The organism is Streptomyces parvulus (genome assembly GCF_014648855.1).
GTDB classification, from domain to species: domain Bacteria; phylum Actinomycetota; class Actinomycetes; order Streptomycetales; family Streptomycetaceae; genus Streptomyces; species Streptomyces parvulus.
Map to the genome: position 1 here is coordinate 201407 of NZ_BMRX01000012.1, position 17784 is coordinate 219190.

General features: G+C 74.2%; 15 protein-coding genes. 12 read left to right on the forward strand and 3 right to left on the reverse strand.

The features are described from left to right. The first annotated feature begins 87 nt into the window (after positions 1-87). Complete coding sequence (locus IE108_RS24635) at positions 88-1278, forward strand: ABC transporter substrate-binding protein (RefSeq protein ID WP_064730065.1); 1191 nt, start codon at positions 88-90, stop codon at positions 1276-1278. Between the two features lie 13 nt (positions 1279-1291). On the opposite strand, the gene IE108_RS24640 is transcribed toward IE108_RS24635, so the two are convergent. Both IE108_RS24640 and IE108_RS24645 read right to left on the reverse strand, forming a co-directional pair. Further along, positions 1292-2011 carry a glycerophosphodiester phosphodiesterase gene (locus tag IE108_RS24640; RefSeq protein WP_064730066.1) on the reverse strand — a complete coding sequence of 240 codons (720 nt, stop codon included), beginning with the start codon at positions 2009-2011 and terminating at the stop codon, positions 1292-1294. A 14-nt stretch (positions 2012-2025) separates the two neighbouring features. After that, positions 2026-3087, reverse strand: coding sequence for an adenosine deaminase (locus IE108_RS24645; RefSeq protein ID WP_064730067.1), 1062 nt, complete (start codon positions 3085-3087; stop codon positions 2026-2028). 155 nt (positions 3088-3242) lie between these two features. Between IE108_RS24645 and IE108_RS35145 the strand changes: the two genes are divergently transcribed. Further along, the gene (locus IE108_RS35145) at positions 3243-4184 is read left to right on the forward strand and encodes a hypothetical protein (RefSeq protein WP_261340667.1); all 942 of its coding nucleotides are present in this window, start codon (positions 3243-3245) and stop codon (positions 4182-4184) included. Here IE108_RS35145 and IE108_RS24655 read toward each other — a convergent pair. Further along, the gene (locus IE108_RS24655) at positions 4174-5130 is read right to left on the reverse strand and encodes an AraC family transcriptional regulator (protein WP_064730068.1); all 957 of its coding nucleotides are present in this window, start codon (positions 5128-5130) and stop codon (positions 4174-4176) included. The genes IE108_RS35145 and IE108_RS24655 overlap by 11 nt on opposite strands. A gap of 146 nt (positions 5131-5276) precedes the next feature. Here IE108_RS24655 and IE108_RS24660 point away from each other — a divergent pair, with 146 nt between their 5' ends. From IE108_RS24660 to trpC, 10 genes are all read left to right on the forward strand, one after another. Beyond that, positions 5277-6566: an FAD-dependent monooxygenase gene (locus tag IE108_RS24660; RefSeq protein ID WP_064730069.1), complete on the forward strand. Its 1290-nt coding sequence runs from the start codon at positions 5277-5279 to the stop codon at positions 6564-6566. Positions 6567-6662: 96 nt separating this feature from the next. Beyond that, the gene (locus IE108_RS24665; protein ID WP_064730070.1) at positions 6663-8159 is read left to right on the forward strand and encodes a 4-hydroxyphenylacetate 3-hydroxylase family protein; all 1497 of its coding nucleotides are present in this window, start codon (positions 6663-6665) and stop codon (positions 8157-8159) included. Next, on the forward strand, positions 8146-9582 hold the full coding sequence (locus IE108_RS24670; RefSeq protein ID WP_064730071.1) for an MFS transporter: 1437 nt from the start codon (positions 8146-8148) through the stop codon (positions 9580-9582). Before IE108_RS24665 ends, IE108_RS24670 begins: the two co-directional genes overlap by 14 nt. A 75-nt stretch (positions 9583-9657) precedes the next feature. Then, a complete protein-coding gene (locus IE108_RS24675) occupies positions 9658-10575 on the forward strand; it encodes an SDR family oxidoreductase (RefSeq protein ID WP_064730072.1) in 918 nt (305 codons plus the stop codon). 103 nt (positions 10576-10678) lie between these two features. After that, complete coding sequence (locus tag IE108_RS24680; RefSeq protein WP_064730073.1) at positions 10679-12109, forward strand: beta-ketoacyl [acyl carrier protein] synthase domain-containing protein; 1431 nt, start codon at positions 10679-10681, stop codon at positions 12107-12109. 183 nt (positions 12110-12292) lie between these two features. Next, complete coding sequence (locus IE108_RS24685) at positions 12293-13402, forward strand: monodechloroaminopyrrolnitrin synthase PrnB family protein (protein ID WP_064730074.1); 1110 nt, start codon at positions 12293-12295, stop codon at positions 13400-13402. After that, positions 13399-14685, forward strand: coding sequence for a flavin-dependent oxidoreductase (locus tag IE108_RS24690; RefSeq protein WP_064730075.1), 1287 nt, complete (start codon positions 13399-13401; stop codon positions 14683-14685). The genes IE108_RS24685 and IE108_RS24690 overlap by 4 nt, the downstream gene beginning before the upstream one ends. After that, on the forward strand, positions 14682-15332 hold the full coding sequence (locus IE108_RS24695; RefSeq protein ID WP_064730076.1) for a DsbA family oxidoreductase: 651 nt from the start codon (positions 14682-14684) through the stop codon (positions 15330-15332). Before IE108_RS24690 ends, IE108_RS24695 begins: the two co-directional genes overlap by 4 nt. Then, positions 15329-16933, forward strand: coding sequence for an FAD-binding oxidoreductase (locus IE108_RS24700; protein ID WP_064730077.1), 1605 nt, complete (start codon positions 15329-15331; stop codon positions 16931-16933). Before IE108_RS24695 ends, IE108_RS24700 begins: the two co-directional genes overlap by 4 nt. Beyond that, positions 16930-17772, forward strand: coding sequence for an indole-3-glycerol phosphate synthase TrpC (gene trpC / locus IE108_RS24705; RefSeq protein WP_064730078.1), 843 nt, complete (start codon positions 16930-16932; stop codon positions 17770-17772). Before IE108_RS24700 ends, trpC begins: the two co-directional genes overlap by 4 nt. Positions 17773-17784 lie beyond the last annotated feature (12 nt).

The window sequence follows — 17784 nt, forward strand, 5'->3', positions numbered from 1 at the left end:
TGCGGTCGACAGGGTGTCGGGCCTGGCCGGAGGTGCTCGACGCAGCGTCGATTGTCCCGCCGGGCACGGGCGCGGGATCCTGCGGCCATGCCCCTGCTCCCGAGGACGCCCTCGATCTCCCGTCGGTCCCTGCTGCGCGGCCTGGGCGGCACGGCCGCGCTCGGTGCGCTGGCCGGCTGCGGTGTACCGGCCGCCTACGTCGCGCCGGGCGACCGCGCCGCCGCCGACCGGTCCACCGCCGAACGCCGGCTGACCTGGGCGAACTGGCCGCTGTACATCGACACCGACGACGAACACCCGAGCCGGCGGCCCACGCTGGAGGCGTTCGAGGAGCGGACGGGCATCTCCGTCGACTACATCGAGGAGATCAACGACAACGACGAGTTCTTCGGCAAGATCAGCCCGTCCCTGATGAACCACCAGCCCACCGACCGGGACCTGATCGTCATCAGCGACTGGATGTGCGGCCGCTTCGTCCGGCTCGGCTGGGTGCAGGAGATGGACCGCTCGCGGCAGCCGAACGTCACCGAGTACCTGGACCCGCTGCTGCGGTCGCCCGCCTTCGACCCGGGCCGCAAGTACACCGTGCCCTGGCAGTCGGGCATCACCGGCATCGCCTACAACCGCCGCCGCCTCGGCCGGGAGATCCGGCACGTGTCCGACCTCTGGGCGGCCGACCTCAAGGGCCGGGTGACCCTGCTGTCCGGCCTCGACGAGGCGTTCGCGCTGCTCATGCTGGGCGACGGGGTGGACATCACCGACTGGACGGCGGACGACTTCCACCGGATGTGCGACCTGGTGGAGAAGCAGGTCGGCAAGGGCCAGATCCGCCGCTTCACCGGCAACGACTACATCAAGGACCTCTCCAGCGGGGACGTGCTGGCCTGCCAGGCCTACTCCGGCGACGTGATCCAGCTCCAGGCGGACGACCCGGACATCGAGTTCGTGGTCCCCGAGGAGGGCGCCGAGCTGTGGGCGGAGTCCCTGATGATCCCGAACCTCGCCCGCCACAAGGGCAACGCCGAGCGGCTGATCGACTACTACTACCGCCCCGAGGTCGCCGCCGAACTGGCCGCCTGGGTCAACTACGTCTGCCCCGTCCCCGCCGCCCGCGACGTCCTCGCCTCCTCCGACGACCCGGACACCGCCGCCCTCGCCGAGGACCCGCTGATCTTCCCGGACGACCGCATGCGCGAGCGGCTGACGATCGCCCGGGACATCGGGTCGGGGGAGCGGGCGGAGTTCGCGAAGCGCTGGAACGGGATCGTCGGGGTCTGACCGGCCGGTCTCCTCAGCGGACGGGCCGGTCGCGGGAGGCGCGGGCACGCACCGCGCACAGCACGTCCACCCGGTTCGTCGTGACCGAGTCCACGCCCAGGGCGATGAGCCGGCGCATGGAGCGGCGGGTGTCGGGGGTCCACACCGACAGCAGGTGGCCGTCGGCGTGGACGCGGTCGGACAGGGCCCGGTCGACCAGGCCGAACCGGTAGTTGAGCCACCGGGGACGGACCGCCGCCAGCAGTGCCGGGCGGGGCGGGGCCGACGTCGTCCAGGTGAGGGCGATCTCGGCGGCCGGGTCGGCGGCGCGCACGGCGAGCATGGCGACGGGGCCCGCGGTGTAGTACACGCGGTCCCCGGCGCCGCACTCCCGCACCACGTCCACGATCCGGCGCACGGCGCGCTCGTCCGGACCGCCCGGCAGGTCGAGCATCAGCCGGGCGTCCCCGGTCGCCGCCAGCGCCTGCGCGAGGGTCGGCACCCCGCCCGCCGTGAGCCCCCGGACCTCCTCGGCGGACAGGGAGCGCAGCGGACGATCGTGTTCCCAGAGCCGCTTCAGCGTCTCGTCGTGCAGCAGGACCGGCACGCCGTCCCGGGTCAGGCGGACGTCGGTCTCGACCGCGTCCGCGCCCCGCGCGAGGGCGGAGCGCAGCGAGTCGAGCGTGTTCTCCCGGTGCCGGTAGGGGTCGCCGCGGTGGGCCACGGCGGTCACGTCGTGCGGGGTGGTGGTCATGGGTGCGGCAACTCTCAGGAGGCGAGCCAGGCTGCGGTGTACGTGTCGATCTCGTCGGTGATCCTCGCCTTGCCCGGCGCGTCCAGGAAGGACGCCTCGACGCCGTCCTTGGCCAGGGCGGCGAGGCCCCGCTCGTCGAGGTCGAGGAGGCGGGCGGCGACGGCGTACTCGTTGTTGAGGTCGGTGCCGAACATGGGCGGGTCGTCGGAGTTGATCGTCACCAGGACGCCGGCGCGCACGAACTCCTTGATCGGGTGCTCGTCGAGGGTGCGCACCGCGCGGGTGGCGATGTTCGAGGTGGGGCAGACCTCCAGCGGGATGCGCCGCTCGGCGAGGTGGGCCAGGAGCTTCGGGTCCCGCGCGGAACTGGTGCCGTGCCCGATGCGCTCGGCGCGCAGCTCGGTCAGGGCGTCCCACACCGTCTCCGGGCCGGTGGTCTCGCCGGCGTGCGGCACCGAGTGCAGGCCCGCGGCGATCGCCCGGTCGAAGTACGGCTTGAACTGCGGGCGGGCGACCCCGATCTCCGGGCCGCCGAGCCCGAAGGAGACCAGCCCCTCGGGGCGCAGCCGGTCGTCGGTGGCGAGCCGCGCGGTCTCCTCGGCCGACTCCAGACCGGCCTCGCCGGGGATGTCGAAGCACCAGCGCAGCACGGTCCCGAACTCGGCCTCCGCGGCCTTGCGGGCGTCCTCGATCGCGTCCATGAAGGCGCGTTCGTCGATGCCGCGCCGGGTGGAGGAGAACGGGGTGATGGTCAGCTCGGCGTACCGCACCTGCTGGCGGGCCAGGTCCCGGGCCACCTCGTACGTCAGCAGCCGCACGTCCTCCGGGGTGCGGATCAGGTCGACGACGGACAGGTACACGTCGATGAAGTGCGCGAAGTCCGTGAAGGTGAAGTAGTCGACCAGGGCCTCGGGGTCGGTGGGGACCCTGGAGTCGGGGTGGCGCGCGGCCAGCTCCGAGACGATGCGGGGGGAGGCGGAACCGACGTGGTGGACGTGCAGTTCGGCCTTGGGCAGCCCGGCGATGAAGGCGTGCAGGTCACGCGGGACGTCCGGGTCGACGAGGTGCTCGGTCAAGGGTGTTCCTCCCCAGGGCGGCGTCCCGGGCCGGGTGGGCCGGCGGGGCGCGGGTGATCGGCTGATCGGCGGTTCGGGATCATCGTAGGCCGGGCCCGTGCCGGGCGGGGGCGGGCCGTAGCATGACGGGACGTTCGACTGAGGGGGACCCGACCATGCCCGACGACGCGCAGCCGCCGAGACACGACCCGCGGCGGACGCCTCAGGCCCCGGAGGGCACTCCGGCGCCGCCCCCGGCCGCCGACGCCGCCCCCGGCCCGGCTCCCCGTGTCGGCCTCGACAAGCCCCCCGCGCCGCAGCAGGCCGACGGCCCTTGGCGGCCGCCCGCGGACGCGGTCTCCGCCGCCGGCGCTCCCGTCGACGCCGTCCCCGACGCGACTCCCCGTGTCGGCCTCGACAAGGCGCCGCCGGCCGCACCCGCCGGTCCGGGCGCTCCGGATCCGTGGGCGGCGCCCGCGGGCGCCGGCCCATCCGCCGACCCCGGTCCCGGTCCCGGCGCGACCGTCGTCCCGGACGACGCCGCCTCCTGGCCGCCCCCGTCCGTCCACGACCAGCGCACGGTCACGTCCATGCCGGCCGCGGAACCCCCGGCGTGGGCCGCGCCCTCGGCCCCGGCGAACCCGTTCGCGGCGCCGGACCCGGCGGCCACCGGCGCGCCCAACCCCTTCGCGCCGCCCCCGCCGTACGCCGGACCGGACCGGCAGCCGGTCCCGCCGCCGCCCATCGCGCCGGACGGCCCCGGCCACGTCCCCTACGGCTATCCGGGCCCGGTCGGCTACGGGCACCCCGCCCCGGCCGGATACCCGGGTGCGCAGCCGCCCGGCTACTACGGCTGGTCCGGCATGGCGCCGATGCCCAGCAACGGCATGGGCACCACCGGCCTCGTCCTCGGCATCATCGCCGCCGTCGGCTTCTGCCTCTGGCCGCTCGCGATCGTCGTCGGCGTCCTCGGCGTCGTCTTCGGCGGCCTGGGCCGGGCGAAGGCCGGCCGGGGCGAGGCCACCAACGCCGGCCAGGCCCTGGCCGGCATCATCTGCGGAATCGTCGGCATCGTCCTGGGCGCGGGCTTCGGGGCGCTGGTGATCTTCATGCCGTAGCGCGGACCTGGCCGGGCGTGCTCCGGTGGCCGGCCCGGTACTCACCGGGCGTCATCCCGTACTCCTTGCGGAAGGCCAGGTGGAAGCCCACCTGGCTGGCGTAGCCGATGAGCCGCGCGATCTCGGTGAGCGGGACGGAGGTGTCCGCGAGCTGCCGCCGCGCCTCCTGGAGCCGCCGCAGGGTCAGATGCCGCATCGGCGGCTGTCCGACCAGCTCGCGGAACAACTGGGCGAAGACCGAGCGGGACATCCCCGCCTCGCGGGCCAGCGACCCGACCGTCCACGGCTTCCCGTACGAACCGTGGATCGCCATCAGCGCCTTGCTGATGCCCGGATGGTGCAGCGCCTGGAGGGCGGGCGACTCGTCCGCCAGCTGCTCCATCGCGATCCTCAAGGACAGGACGAACACCGTCTCGAACGCCCGCAGCGTGACCAGCCGGGACCCGGGAGCCGTCCGTCCCACCTCCGAGGGCAGCGCCTCCAGCGTGCGCACCAGCAGCGACTCGCCCTTCAGGAAGCGGTCCCGGATCACGATGAGCCGGGGCAGCGCCGAATAGAGGACCGGTTCGCCGGTCGCGCAGTAGCGCAGGCTCGCGCAGAGCATCTGCGTCCGGTACGGGGGAGTGCCGACGGTGACGACCTGCGACCCGCCCGGCGGGCTCTGCGCGAGCAGCGCGGACAGCGGCGTGGCGGCCACCCCGGTCTCGGCGGCGAAGGTGTGGGCGGTGCCGTGCGGGAAGACCGCCAGGTCCCCCTCGTTCAGCGTCACGGGGTCGGAGCCGTCGTCGAAGGTGATGACGCAGCCGCCGTCGACCATGTAGTGCACGATCGCGCAGCTGTCGTCGTGCCCCTCGACCCCCCACTGGCCCCCGGCCCGCCAGGTGCTGTGGAACACGTCGGTCAGCCACAGCGGGCGCAGTACCTCACTCAGCACGTCGTCCTGCATGAACGATCCCCCCGACCGCGCTCCGGACGATTGTTAAACGGATCCGGCTCATGACTCATTGATCGTAGCCACTCCCCCGAGAACGATGAGGAGCGAGCCGGGCTTTTGGCCGGTTTACGGAATTGAGGTACTGGGGGACTCGTTCCATGAAGATCGTGATTGCCGGCGCCGGCATCGGCGGCCTGGTGGCGGCGTTGAGCCTGCACGCCGCCGGACTGCGCGACGTCCGCGTGCTGGAGGCGGTTCCGCGGATCCTCCCCTTCGGTGCCGGAGTGAACGTCCAGCCCGTCGCGGTCCGCGAACTGGCCGCCCTCGGTCTGGCCGAAAGCGTCCGCGGCGCGGGCGCCGAACTGACCGCGCTGAGCTACCACAACCACCTCGGGCAGCGCATCTGGCACGAGCCCCGCGGCCGGGCCAGCGGCTGCGTCTGGCCGCAACTGGCCCTGCACCGGGGCGTCCTCCAGTCACTCCTCGCCGACACGGTGCGCGACCGCCTGGGACCGGACGCCCTCAGCACCGACGCGCGCGTCACCGGCTTCACCCCCCTGGACGGGGGCGGGGTCGAAGTGCTGCTCGCCGGCCCGGCCGGGGACGGACTCGAGACCCGTATCCGCGCGGACGTACTGGCCGGCGCCGACGGACTGCGCTCCGCGGTGCGCCGGACCCTCTATCCCGAGGAGGGCGCGCCCCGCTCCAACGGCACGACGGTGTGGCGTGGAGTGCACCGCAGTACGCCCTTCCAGGGCGGCCGGTCGATGGTCGTCATGGGCGACGGACACTGGAAGGCCGTCGTCTACCCCCTGGCCGAACGGCCGGACGACGACGGCCTCGTCCCCGTCAACTGGGCCGTGTCCCGGGCCGCGACCGGAGAGCCCGGCGCACCGACCGCGTCCGGCGACGCGTTCCCCGCCGCGGTCTCCGGCTGGCGCTGCGGGGACCTGCGGCTGGGCGCGCTGCTCGCCGGCGCCCAGGCCGCCGGGTCCTTCCCGATGCTCGACCGGGACCCGCTGCCGCGCTGGTCGTTCGGTGCGGTCACCCTGCTCGGGGACGCGGCGCACGCCATGGCGCCCATGGGGTCGAACGCGACCACCCAGGCCGTCCTGGACGCCCGCAGTCTCGCCCACCACCTGGCCGCCCACGGCGATCCCGCCCGCGCGCTGGCCGCCTACGACCGCGACCGCCGGCCCCCGATGAACCGCCTGCAACTGCTCAACCGCGCCCAGGGACCGGAGCTGGTGATCGACCTGGCCCGGGAGCGGGCCCCGCACGGGTTCCGGCGGGTCGAGGACGTGATACCGGCCGCCCGGCTCGCCGACGTGGCCGAGAGCTACGCGCGCGCCGCCGGGCTCGACGCGGCATCCGTCAACGCGCCCTCGCCCTACGGCTGTCACCGGCCACCACCCGGGCGAAGCGTCGAAGCGGCCCACGAGTCCTGAGGACCGCGGTTCCCCGCCCGCCCGCGTCCGGGCTCCCCGGCGCCGGCCGTCACCCACCTCACCAGTGAACGCACCTTCGTGTCAGGAGAGACAGACATGCCCCGCAGCGGCCAGGACTACCTCGAATCACTTCGCGACGGGCGTGCCGTCTGGCTCGACGGAGAGCTGGTCAAGGACGTCACCGAGCACCCCGCCTTCCGCAACACCGCCCGCTCCGTCGCCGCCCTCTACGACATGGCCTGCGAGCCCGGCCGGCGCGACATCCTGACGGTCCGTCCCGAGGGTGCGGACCGGTCGGTGCTCCGCGCCTACCACGTACCGCGCACCGCGGCCGAACTCGTCGAACGGCGCAAGGCGTTCAAGACCTGGTCCGAGGCGAGTTTCGGGTTCCTCGGCAGGTCTCCCGACTACATGGCGGCCGGCACCGCCGGCTTCGTCTCCGCGCCGGACATCTTCGCCGGGGAGGGCTTCGACGGGCGGGACAACCTGGCCGCCCTCTACCGCCGCGCCTCCGAGGGCAGCCTCTACCAGGCCTTCACCATCACCAATCCGCAGATCGACCGGACCAGGGCCGCGAGCGAGCAGGAGGAGGACGACCTCTACGTACGGGTCGTCAAGGAGCGCGACGACGGCATCGTGGTACGCGGCGCCAAGATGATCGGCACCGGCGCGGTCTTCGGGGACGAGGTGGTCGTCGGCACCATCGAACCCCTGCCCCGCCAGGACGTCGAGTACGCGCTGACGTTCTCGGTGCCCCTGGACAGCCCGGGACTGAAGTTCATCTCCCGCACCTCCTACGAGGCCCACGCGCGCAGCGTGTTCGACAACCCGCTCTCCTCCCGCTTCGACGAGAACGACGCGCTGCTGGTCTGCGACGACGTCTTCGTCCCCTGGGAGCGGGTGCTGACGTACCGCGACGTCGACACCACCTTCCGGATGTGGTGGTTCACCCCCGCCTACAACAACTTCGTGCACCAGGCCGCCACCCGCTTCTGGACCAAGCTCGAATTCCTCACCGGTCTGGCGATCCTGCTCACCCGCGCCAACAACACCTACGCCCTGCCGCCCGTCCAGATGCAGCTCGGCCGGCTCATGGGGTGGCTGAACATCGCGAAGTCCATGGTGGTGGCGGCCGAGACGATGTACGAACGCGTCGCCGGCGAGGGCAGCGCCGTCCACCTCAACCGGGAGATCGCCTCCGCCCACCGGGCCATGGCGGGCGACCTGTACCCGAAGGTGCTCGCCGAGCTGAAGATGCTGGCGGGCGGCGGCCTGATACAGCTCCCGGCCTCCGGATACGACCTCACGCACCCCGAACTGGGCCCGCTCGTCGCCAAGTACGTGCGCTCTCCCGGCACCCCGGCCGAGCAGCGGATCAAGCTGCTGAAGCTGGCCTGGGACGCGCTCGGTTCGGAGTTCGCCTCCCGGCACGAGCAGTACGAGCGCTTCTACCACGGGGCGCCGCACGTCTACCTCCCCGGCATCCTGCGCGACGGCGACCCCGACCTGCTGGCCGCGTTCACCCAGTCGTGCCTGGACGGATACCGGCTGGAAGACCTGCCCGGCGGAGGTGGCACCGATGCGCTCAGCTGACCGGTGGCGGGCGCTCGCGCTGCTCGCCTGCACCCAGTTCGTCCTGCTCCTCGACACCTCGATCATCAACGTGGCCGCCCCGTCCATCGGGGACGGGCTGGACATCTCACCCGCGGAACTGTCCTGGGTGGCCAACGCCTACCTCGTCTCCTTCGGCGGTCTGCTCCTGCTCAGCGGGCGAGCCGCCGACCTGCTCGGCCGGCGGAGGATCTTCCTCGCCGGGCTCGGCGTGCTGTCCGCCGCCTCGCTGCTGGGCGCCCTCGCGGACAACGCCGCGCTGCTGATCACCTCCCGGGCGGTGCAGGGCGTCGGCGCGGCCATGGCGGCCGCGGCGGCCTTCGCCCTGGTGCTGAGCCTGTTCCCGGACGGCCCCGAGCGGCACCGGGCGCTGGGCGTGTTCGCCGCGATGGCGGGCGCCGGCGGCGCGGTCGGCACCGTACTCGGCGGCGTGCTCACCAGCTGGCTGGGCTGGGAGTCGACCTTCGCCCTCAACGTGCTCGCCGGCGTCGCGCTGATGGTGCCCGCCCCCCGGCTGCTGCCGGGCGGCACGGGTGCCGGGCGGGAGCAGGGCTTCGACGTGCCCGGCGCGATCGCCGGCACGGCCGGCCTGGCACTGCTGGCCTACGCCGTGGTCAACGCGGGCGAGGCCGGGTGGCGCTCCACTGCGACCCTCGCCACCGGGGGCGCCGCCGTCGTCCTGCTGGTCCTGTTCGCCCTGGTGGAGCGCAGGGTCGCGCACCCGCTGGTGCCGCCCGCGGTGCTGCGCCGGCCCACGCTCCGACTGGCCAACATCCTCGCCGCTCTGTGGCAGATGTCGCTGTTCCCGATGTTCTTCCTGGTCAGCCTGTACCTCCAGGCGGTGCTGGGCCACGAGGCGGTGCTCGGCGGGCTGGCCCTCCTGCCGCTGTGCGTGGTCGTCATCGCCGTCGCCTCGCTCGCGGACCGGCTGATCGGCCGGTTCGGTCTGCGGGGCGTCATGACGGCCGGGTTCGCGCTGGTCGCCGCCGGCATGGCCGGTCTTTCACGGATCTCGGCCGACGGCTCGTTCGCGGCCGACGTCCTGCCCTCGACGCTGGTGCTCGGTGTGGCCCTGCCGCTGGTCTCCATCACCACCAACGTCGCCGCCACCCTCGACACCCGCCAGGACGAGGCCGGTCTCGCGTCCGGACTGGTCAACACCAGCCTCCAGTTCGGTTCCGTCATCGGCCTGGCCGTGCTGTCCGGCGTCGCGGCCGCCCGCACCAACGCCTCCACCGCGGCCCACGACACCGCCCTGACCGACGGCTTCGGCGCCGCGTTCCTGGTGGGTGCCGCACTCGCCGTACTCGGTGTGCTGCTGTCCCTGCGGCTACGCCCGCCGGCACCGCCCCGGCAGGACACGGAGACCGGCACCGCCGTCGCGGGAGAACGAGCCGTGCCCTGACCGATCCGGTCCGGCAAGGCGCCGTCACGGACCGCCCCTCACGCCCCCCACGAACCACACGACGAAAGGCACGACATGACACAAGAGCACCTCAAGCGCGTCCTGGTGACCGGAGCCAACGGATTCCAGGGCGGTGCCGTCGCCCGATGGCTCGCCGCTCAGGGGCACGACGTGCGGGGCCTGGTCCGCGACGAGGCCAAGGCCGCCGCCGCGGGCGGCGGGTTCACGCCGGTCCGCGGCGACCTGGCCGACCCCGGCACGCTCCGGGCCGCCTTCCGGGGTGCCACGCACGCCGTCGTCGTGATGCCGCTGGAGTACGACCTCGACACGGTGACCGGCTACGCCCGCAACGTCGCCGAGGCCGCCCACGAGGCCGGAGTGCGCCGGATCGTCCTCAACACCAACACGCCGGTGCCCGACGAGACCACCCGGTACGCCGGATTCGAGACCCGCCGTCGCGCCGAGGAGGTGCTGCGGGCCGGCGCGGTCCCGGTGACCGTCGTCCGCCCGCCGGTCTACCTGGAGAACCTCTTCAGCCCCTGGAACGGCCCCGCGATCGTCAACGACGGCGTCCTCGCCTACCCGCTCCCGGAGGGGCAGCGCGTCGCGTGGATGAGCCACGAGGACCTGGCCAAGGTCGCCGCCCGGGCCCTGGACGACGACGTGCCCGCCGGCCAGGTGCTGCACGTGGGCGGTGCCGACGTGCTCACCGGCCCCGAACTGGCGGCCGTCTTCGGGCAGGCCCTGGGCCGCGAGGTCCGGTACCTGCCGCTGGAGGTCGCCCAGTTCGAGCAGGGGCTCGCCGGGCTGCTCGGCCCCGAGGCCGCGGCGGGCGTCGCCGGGATCTACCACCACGTCGGCGAGGGCCAGGCACCCGACCTGCTCTGTCCGCGTCCGGCGGCCGTGGAGGAGGCGCTGGGCATCCGGCTCACTCCGGCCATCGAGTGGGTCAAGGCACAGCCGTGGGAGCACTGGGCGCGCACCGGCGCGTGACGCGGGGCCGGTCCGGCACCGGGGCCCGGGGCGCACGCGCACCGCGCCCGCCCCGGTGACCGCGCCCGGCCCGGCACGACATGACGAAAACGGGGGAAACGAGATGTCACCGCAGAGCAGCGAAGCGGACCACATACCGAAGGCCGACCCGGTCGCCGTGATCGGGATCGGCTGCCGTCTGCCGGGCGCGCACGGACCCGGCCGGCTCTGGGAACTGCTCCGTGCCGGGCAGGACGCCACCGGTGTCGCACCGGCGGACCGCTTCCCGGCCGGGACCACACCGCCCGCGGGAGGAGCCCGCGGCGGCTTCGTGCACGGCGTCGACGAGTTCGACGCGGAGTTCTTCGGCGTCACGGCGGACGAGGCCGCCACCATGGACCCGCAGCAGCGGCTGCTGCTGCACACCGCCTGGGAGGCCCTGGAGGACGCGGGCCGCGACCCCGGCGACCTCGCCGGCAGCGCCACCGCCGTCTTCGTCGGCCAGTCGCACGCCGACCACTGGGACCGGCTGCGCGAGACCCGGGCCGGCCGGCTCGACCTGGACTGCCTGGTCGGCGGTCACCAGCGGTCGATGCTGGCCGGCCGGCTCTCCTTCCACCTCGGACTGCACGGGCCCAGCGTCACCGTGGACTGCGCCCAGGCCTCCTCGCTCGCCGCGGTGCACCTGGCCTGCCTCAGCCTGCGCGCCGGCGAGTCGGCGCTCGCCCTCGCGGGCGGTGCCAACCTCGTGCTCGGCACCACCGCCACCGAGGTCTTCGACGGCGCCGGAGTGCTGTCGTCCGACGGACGCTGCCGGTTCGGCGACGGCGCGGCGGACGGATTCGTGCGCTCCGACGGCGTCGCCGTGGTCGTCCTCAAGAGACTCGACCGGGCCCTGGCCGACGGCGATCCCGTACGCGCGGTGATCCTCGGCAGCGCGCTCGGCCACGACGGCGCCACCAAGCGGCACGTCACCGACCCCTCCGTCACCGGCCAGTCGCTGGTGATGCGCCGGGCCTACCGCAGTGCCCGCGTCGCCCCCGGCGACATCGGGTACGTCGAGGCCCACGGCACCGGCACCAGGATCGACGCGGTCGAACTCGACGCCCTCAACGAGGTGCTGGCCGAGAACCGGCCCCAGGGCCGGCCCTGTCTGGTGGGCTCTCTCAAGTCCAACATCGGGCACTGCGAGGCGGCCGCGGGTGTCGCGGGACTCGTCAAGACGGTGCTGTGTCTGGAGCACCGCGAGGTGCCGCCGACCCTGCACGCCGACACGCCTTCCCCACTCATCGACTGGGACCGGCTGCCCCTGGTGCTGCCCGACTCCACCCGCCCCTGGCCGGCCTTCGCGGGCAGGCCCGCCCTCGCGGCCGTCAACGGGCAGGGCATGTCGGGGGTCAACGCCCACCTCGTGATCGGCCCGGGCCCGGCGGAGCACACCGGCGCCGTCCGAGGCCGGTCGACCGCCGGCCGCGTCCGGCCGGCTCCGAGGCACGGCCGGCCCACCGGCCGCCGCCCGTCGAGCGCCACCGCACCCGCCGCACGCGCGGACTGACCGCACGGCGGCCCCCGGCCCCTCCTCTTCTCCCCACGACCTTCACCGTGCTTCCGCGCTGCCCCGACGCCGTCGCGGGCTCCGCGCCCACGCGTCGGCCGACGCGGCCGCGTGCCCGGAAGCGCGCATCCCCCCGCAGTCCATGACCCTCCGTGCCACATCTCGGGAGAGACCTTGACCAGCATGCTCGGCATCGATCTCGGCAACTCCATACGCACGGCGGCGATCCGGGACCAGGACCCGCTCGCCGCCGACACCACCTGCTTCAATCTGCGCCAGTACAACGAGCACGCCGACATCCCCGCCCTCACCGCCGCCCTGCGGGGCATGGTGCCCACCCTCGACGCCGTCGCCGGCTACTCCGTGGAGGCCTGCGTCGCCGCGATGCGCGACCTCGGCATGGTCCTCGGCTCGATCAAGCGCCACGGACCGGAACCGGTGCCGCTGGCACCGGAGGTGGTGCCGGTCCTGCACGAACTGGGCCGGCGCACGGACATGGTGCCCCGGGACACCGTGCACCACTACACGACCTGGAACCCCGTCGGCGGACGTCAGCGCATGTACACCGGCGACATCCAGGAGGCCTACCTCCAGGAGTCCGTGCGGATGGTCTTCCCCCATCTGCGCGAGGCGCTGGAACTGGCCGGCCTGCTCAGCGACACCGACGTCGCCGAGCCGAAGTTCGCCGACCTCACCGACGAACTGACCGGCCACGTGGAGCCGATGGTCGCCTCGATCGACATGGTGGTGGCCAACGTCAGCCCCGAGTTCTTCGCCCGGGACCTGCGGTCCTACTTCGAGGAGATCACGGTCGACGAGCGCGTCCTGCTCGGCCCGGCGGCGGCGCAGGTCCCCCTGTGGCTGATCGACCAGGCCGTCTGGGCGTCGGACCACAGCGGGCCCGAGTACCAGGAGTTCCTGCGCGACTCGGTGCCGTACAGCCTGCCCCGCTGGCGCGAACTGTACGACTGCTGGACGGGTGTCCCGTCGGTCGTGACCAGGCTGGTCGCCGCGTACGGGGACGACCCCGACGGGGCCGAGCGCCGGATGCCCGGCCTGCGGCCCGCCGCCGAGGCGCTCGCCCGCCTGCTCCGCGTCGTCCTGGTCTTCCGCGGCCGCCACCTGGGCATCGCGCGCAAGGCGTACGACGCCGACCTGCGGCTCTACCCGGTGGGCAGCGGCGGCGCGAGCGTGGACCTGCTGAGGCAGATCACCGACCTGACCCGTGCCAGTGCCCAGCTCACCCGTCCGCGAGGCGGGTCGGCGGAGCGCGCCGAGCGGAGGCCGGCGTGACGATCGTGATCGCGGGCGCCGGGATCGGCGGCCTGACCACCGCCCTCGGCCTGTACGAGGCGGGCATCGACGACGTACGCGTGCTGGAGTCGGTACCGGAACTGCGGCCGCTCGGCGTGGGCCTCAACATCCTGCCCAACGCGGTGCGGGAGCTGGCGGAACTGGAGCTGCTGGACGAACTGCTGGAGTCGGCCGTCCCGACCGGCGCCCTGGAGTACCGCAACCGCCACGGCCAGCTGATCTGGCGGGAGCCCCGCGGCACGGCGGCCGGCTACCGGTGGCCGCAGCTGTCGGTGCACCGCGGCCGGCTCCAGGCGGTGCTGGCGCGGGCCGTCAGGCGCCGGCTCGGCCCCGGCGCCGTCGTCACCGACGCCCGGGTCGAGCGGTTCGCCGACCGGGCGGACGGCAGGGTCGACGTGCACGTGCGCCACCCCGAGGCCAAAGGGCGCTCCGTGACGACGGCCGACGCGCTGATCGGCGCGGACGGCATCCGCTCCGCCGTCCGGGCCCAGCTGTACCCCGACGAGGGCCCGCCGCCCTGGAACGGACTCGTGGTCTGGCGGGGCACCACCCTCGCCCCGCCCTTCCTGGACGGGCGCACGATGATCATCGCGGGCGACGACAGGCGGCGGGCCGTGGTCTACCCCATGTCCGAGCCCGAGGGCGGAGCGGGCGGCCCGGTCCTGATGAACTGGGCCGTCGCGCGGGCCGCCGATCCGGACGCGGTCTTCGAGGCCGCCGACTGGAACCGCCCGGTACCCCCGGACAGCTTCCTGCACCACTTCGCCGACCTGGCCTTCGCATGGCTGGACATCCCCGCGCTGGTCCGCTCGGCGCAGGAGTCGTACGTCTACCCGATGGTGGACCGCGACCCGCTGCCCCGCTGGACGCACGGCGCGGTCACCCTGCTCGGCGACGCCGCGCACGCCATGTACCCGATGGGCTCCAACGGCGCCACGCAGTCCATCGTCGACGCCCGCGTGCTGGCCAGGGAACTGGCCCTGGCCGACACCCCGGCGGCCGCCCTGTCCGCCTACGAGGCGGAGCGGCTGCCGGCCCTGACCCGGGTGCAGGCCAGCGCCCGCCGGCGCGGTCCCGAGGTGGTCATCGACCTCGCCCACGAGCGGGCCCCCGAGGGGTTCGCGGACCCGGCCGAGGTCTTCGGGACGGGCGAACTGGAGTCCGTGTCCGCGGAGTTCGCCAGGATCGGGGGCTTCGACCCCGAGACCGTCAACACCCGGCCGTCCCTGGCCGCGGCGAGCGCGACCGGAGGCCGACGATGAGGATCGACATCTGGTCGGACCTGACCTGCCCCTGGTGCTACATCACCAAGCGCACCTTCGAACTGGCCCTGTCGTCGTCCGGGCGCAGCGACGTGCACGTCGTCCTGCACCCCTACCAGATCGACGGCGAGCGGCCCGCCGAGCCGACGCCGATGCTGGAGTGGCTGGCCGGCAAGTACGGCCCGGACCGGGCCGCGCGGATGAACAAGGAGGTCACCGCCGCCGGACCGCGCCACGGCATCGCCTTCCGCAACGAGTCGGGCTTCGCCGCCAACTCCCTGGACGCGCACCGGCTGCTGAGGTGGGCCGGCCTGAGCCACGGTCGTCCCGTGCAGAGCCGCCTGGAGGAACTGCTGTTCGCCGCCTGCTTCACGGAGAGCGCCGACATCAGTGACCACGAGGAGCTGCTCCGCCGGGTCGAACGGGCCGGCCTCGACCGCGAGCGGGCGGGACGGCTGCTCGCCTCGGACGAGGGTGTCGCGGAGGTGCGCGCCGAGGTGCGCCGCGCCCGGGAGTTCGGCATCGGCGCCGTCCCCCGTTTCGACTTCGGCGGCGCACAGCGCGTCGAGGGTCCGCAGGAGGACCCGGCCGTCTTCCTGAGGGTCCTGCGGCCCGTGTCCTCCGCCACCCGAGGAGAAGAGTCATGAGCAGAGTGAGCCGTCGTTCGTTCGTGGGCGCCTCGGCGCTGATCGGCACCGCCGCGGTGGCGCCCCCGGCCCTCGCCCGCGGCGCGGGGGAGGAGACGCGGCCCGTCGTCGTGGGCCCCGGCAGCCCCCAGTACGCGGATCTGGCCCGAGGCGTGAACCAGCGCTGGATCGGCACCCCGGACTGGATCGCGCTGCCCAGGACCACGGCACAGGTCGTCGCCGCCGTGCAGCACGCGGTCGACACGGGCCGGCGGGTCGCGGTCCGCGGTGGCGGGCACTGCTTCGAGGACTTCGTCGCCGGGAGCGGCATCAGGACCGTCATCGATCTCTCCGCCATGAACGCCGTCGGCCACGACGCCCGGCGCGGGGCCGTCGAGGTGTGGGCGGGCGCGCGGCTCGGCGAGGTCAACGAGCAGCTCTTCAAGCGGTGGGGCGTGGCCCTGCCGGGCGGGTCCTGCCCCACCGTGGGCGTGGGCGGCCACATCAGCGGGGGCGGCTACGGCCCATTGAACCGCACCCTGGGGCTCACGGTGGACCATCTGCACGCCGTGGAGGTGGTGGTCGTCGGCTCCGACGGAACCGCGCGGGCGGTGGTGGCCTCCCGGGACGACCGTGGTGCCCTCGGCGACCTGTGGTGGGCGCACACCGGCGGGGGAGGCGGCACCTTCGGCATCGTCACCCGGTACTGGCTGCGCAGCCCGGGGGCGTCGGGCTCCGACCCCCGGCGTGTCCTGCCGGCGCCGCCCGCCGAACAACTGGTGGCGACCGTGGTGTGGCCCTGGCAGGACCTGCACCAGGAATCCTTCGTGAACCTCCTGAAGAACTACAGCGCCTGGCACGTCGCCCACAACGCCCCCGGCGACCCCGAGGCCGACCTCTACAGCCACCTGGCCGTGTTCCACCGCTCGGGCGGGGCGGTGGCGCTGAACGTCCAGCTCTCGACGGCGCACGGGGATCCCGACCGGCGGCTGGACGCCTTCCTGGCCGCCCTGGGACGCGGCGTCACCGCCCCGTCCCGGACCGTGGAACGCCACCGGCTGCCGTGGCTGATGGCCACGCAGTGGTCCGGCTTCGCCGACCGCCCCGGCGGCAAGCGCATCAAGGGCAAGTCCGCCTACCACCGCACGGCCTTCGACGACGCCCAGGCCGGCGCACTCCACCGCCACCTGACCCGCGCCGACTACGACCACCCCGGCAGCGGCCTGCTCATCGCGCCCTACGGCGGCCGCGTCAACGCCGTCGGACCGCACGAGACCGCGGTCGCCCACCGGGACAGCGCCCTGATGCTGATGTACGTCAGCGAGTGGACCGCCGCCGCCGAGGACGACCGGCACGTGGGCTTCCTCCGGGAGCTGTACGAGGACGTGTACGCGGCCACCGGAGGCGCCCCCGCACCGGGGCGCAGCACCGCCGGCGCCTACGTCAACTACGCCGACACCGACCTCAAGGACCCGCGCCGCAACCGGTCGGGGGTGTCCTGGCAGGAGCTGTACTTCGGTGCCAACCACGCCAGGCTGCGCCGGGCCAAGGCCCGTTGGGACCCGCGGGACGAGTTCCGCCACGCACTGTCCGTGCGGGCCGCGGGACGGGGGGAGCGATGAGTGTGCTCACCTCGATCCTGGAGGGCGTGCGGGCCGACCTCGCCGAGCGGCGCCGGGCGGTCCCCGCGGACGCGGTGCGGGAGCTGGCCCTGGCCGCCGGGCCGGCTCCCGACGCGGCGGCGGCGCTGCGCTCGCCCGCGGGACTGCGGGTGATCGCCGAGGTCAAGCGGGCGAGCCCGGCCCGGGGCCGGCTGGCCGCGCTCGGCGATCCCGGTGCGCTGGCCGCCGCCTACGCGGCCGGGGGTGCCGCGGCCGTCAGCGTGCTGACCGAGCGGCGGAGGTTCGCGGGGTCGCTCGCCGACCTGGACGCCGTCCGCTCGGCGACGCCGCTGCCGGTGCTGCGCAAGGACTTCGTGGTCGACCCCTACCAGGTGTGGGAGGCGCGTGCGCACGGCGCGGACCTGGTGCTGCTGATCGTGGCGGCCCTCGACGCGCCGAGCCTGGCGGATCTCCTGGCGGTGGCGGGCGAGGCCGGGCTGACCGCTCTGGTGGAGGTGCACGACGAGGCCGAGGCGGAGCTGGCGGTGACCGCGGGCGCACGGGTGATCGGTGTCAACGCGCGGGACCTGCGGACCCTGCGGATCGACCCCGGCGTCTTCGCGCGGGTGGCCCCCCGGCTGCCGGGCGAGATCGTCCGGATCGCCGAGTCCGGGGTGCGCGGGCCCGAGGACGCCGCCCGGCTCGCCCGGCAGGGCGCGGACGCCGCCCTGGTCGGGTCCTCGCTGGTCACCCACGAGGACCCGGCCGCCGCGGTGGCCGCACTGGTGGAGGCCGGGCGGCGCGGCCGGGCGGCCGGCGCCGGCGTCCCCGGATCCGGACGGGCCGGCTCGGACCGATGACGGGAGGCGCCG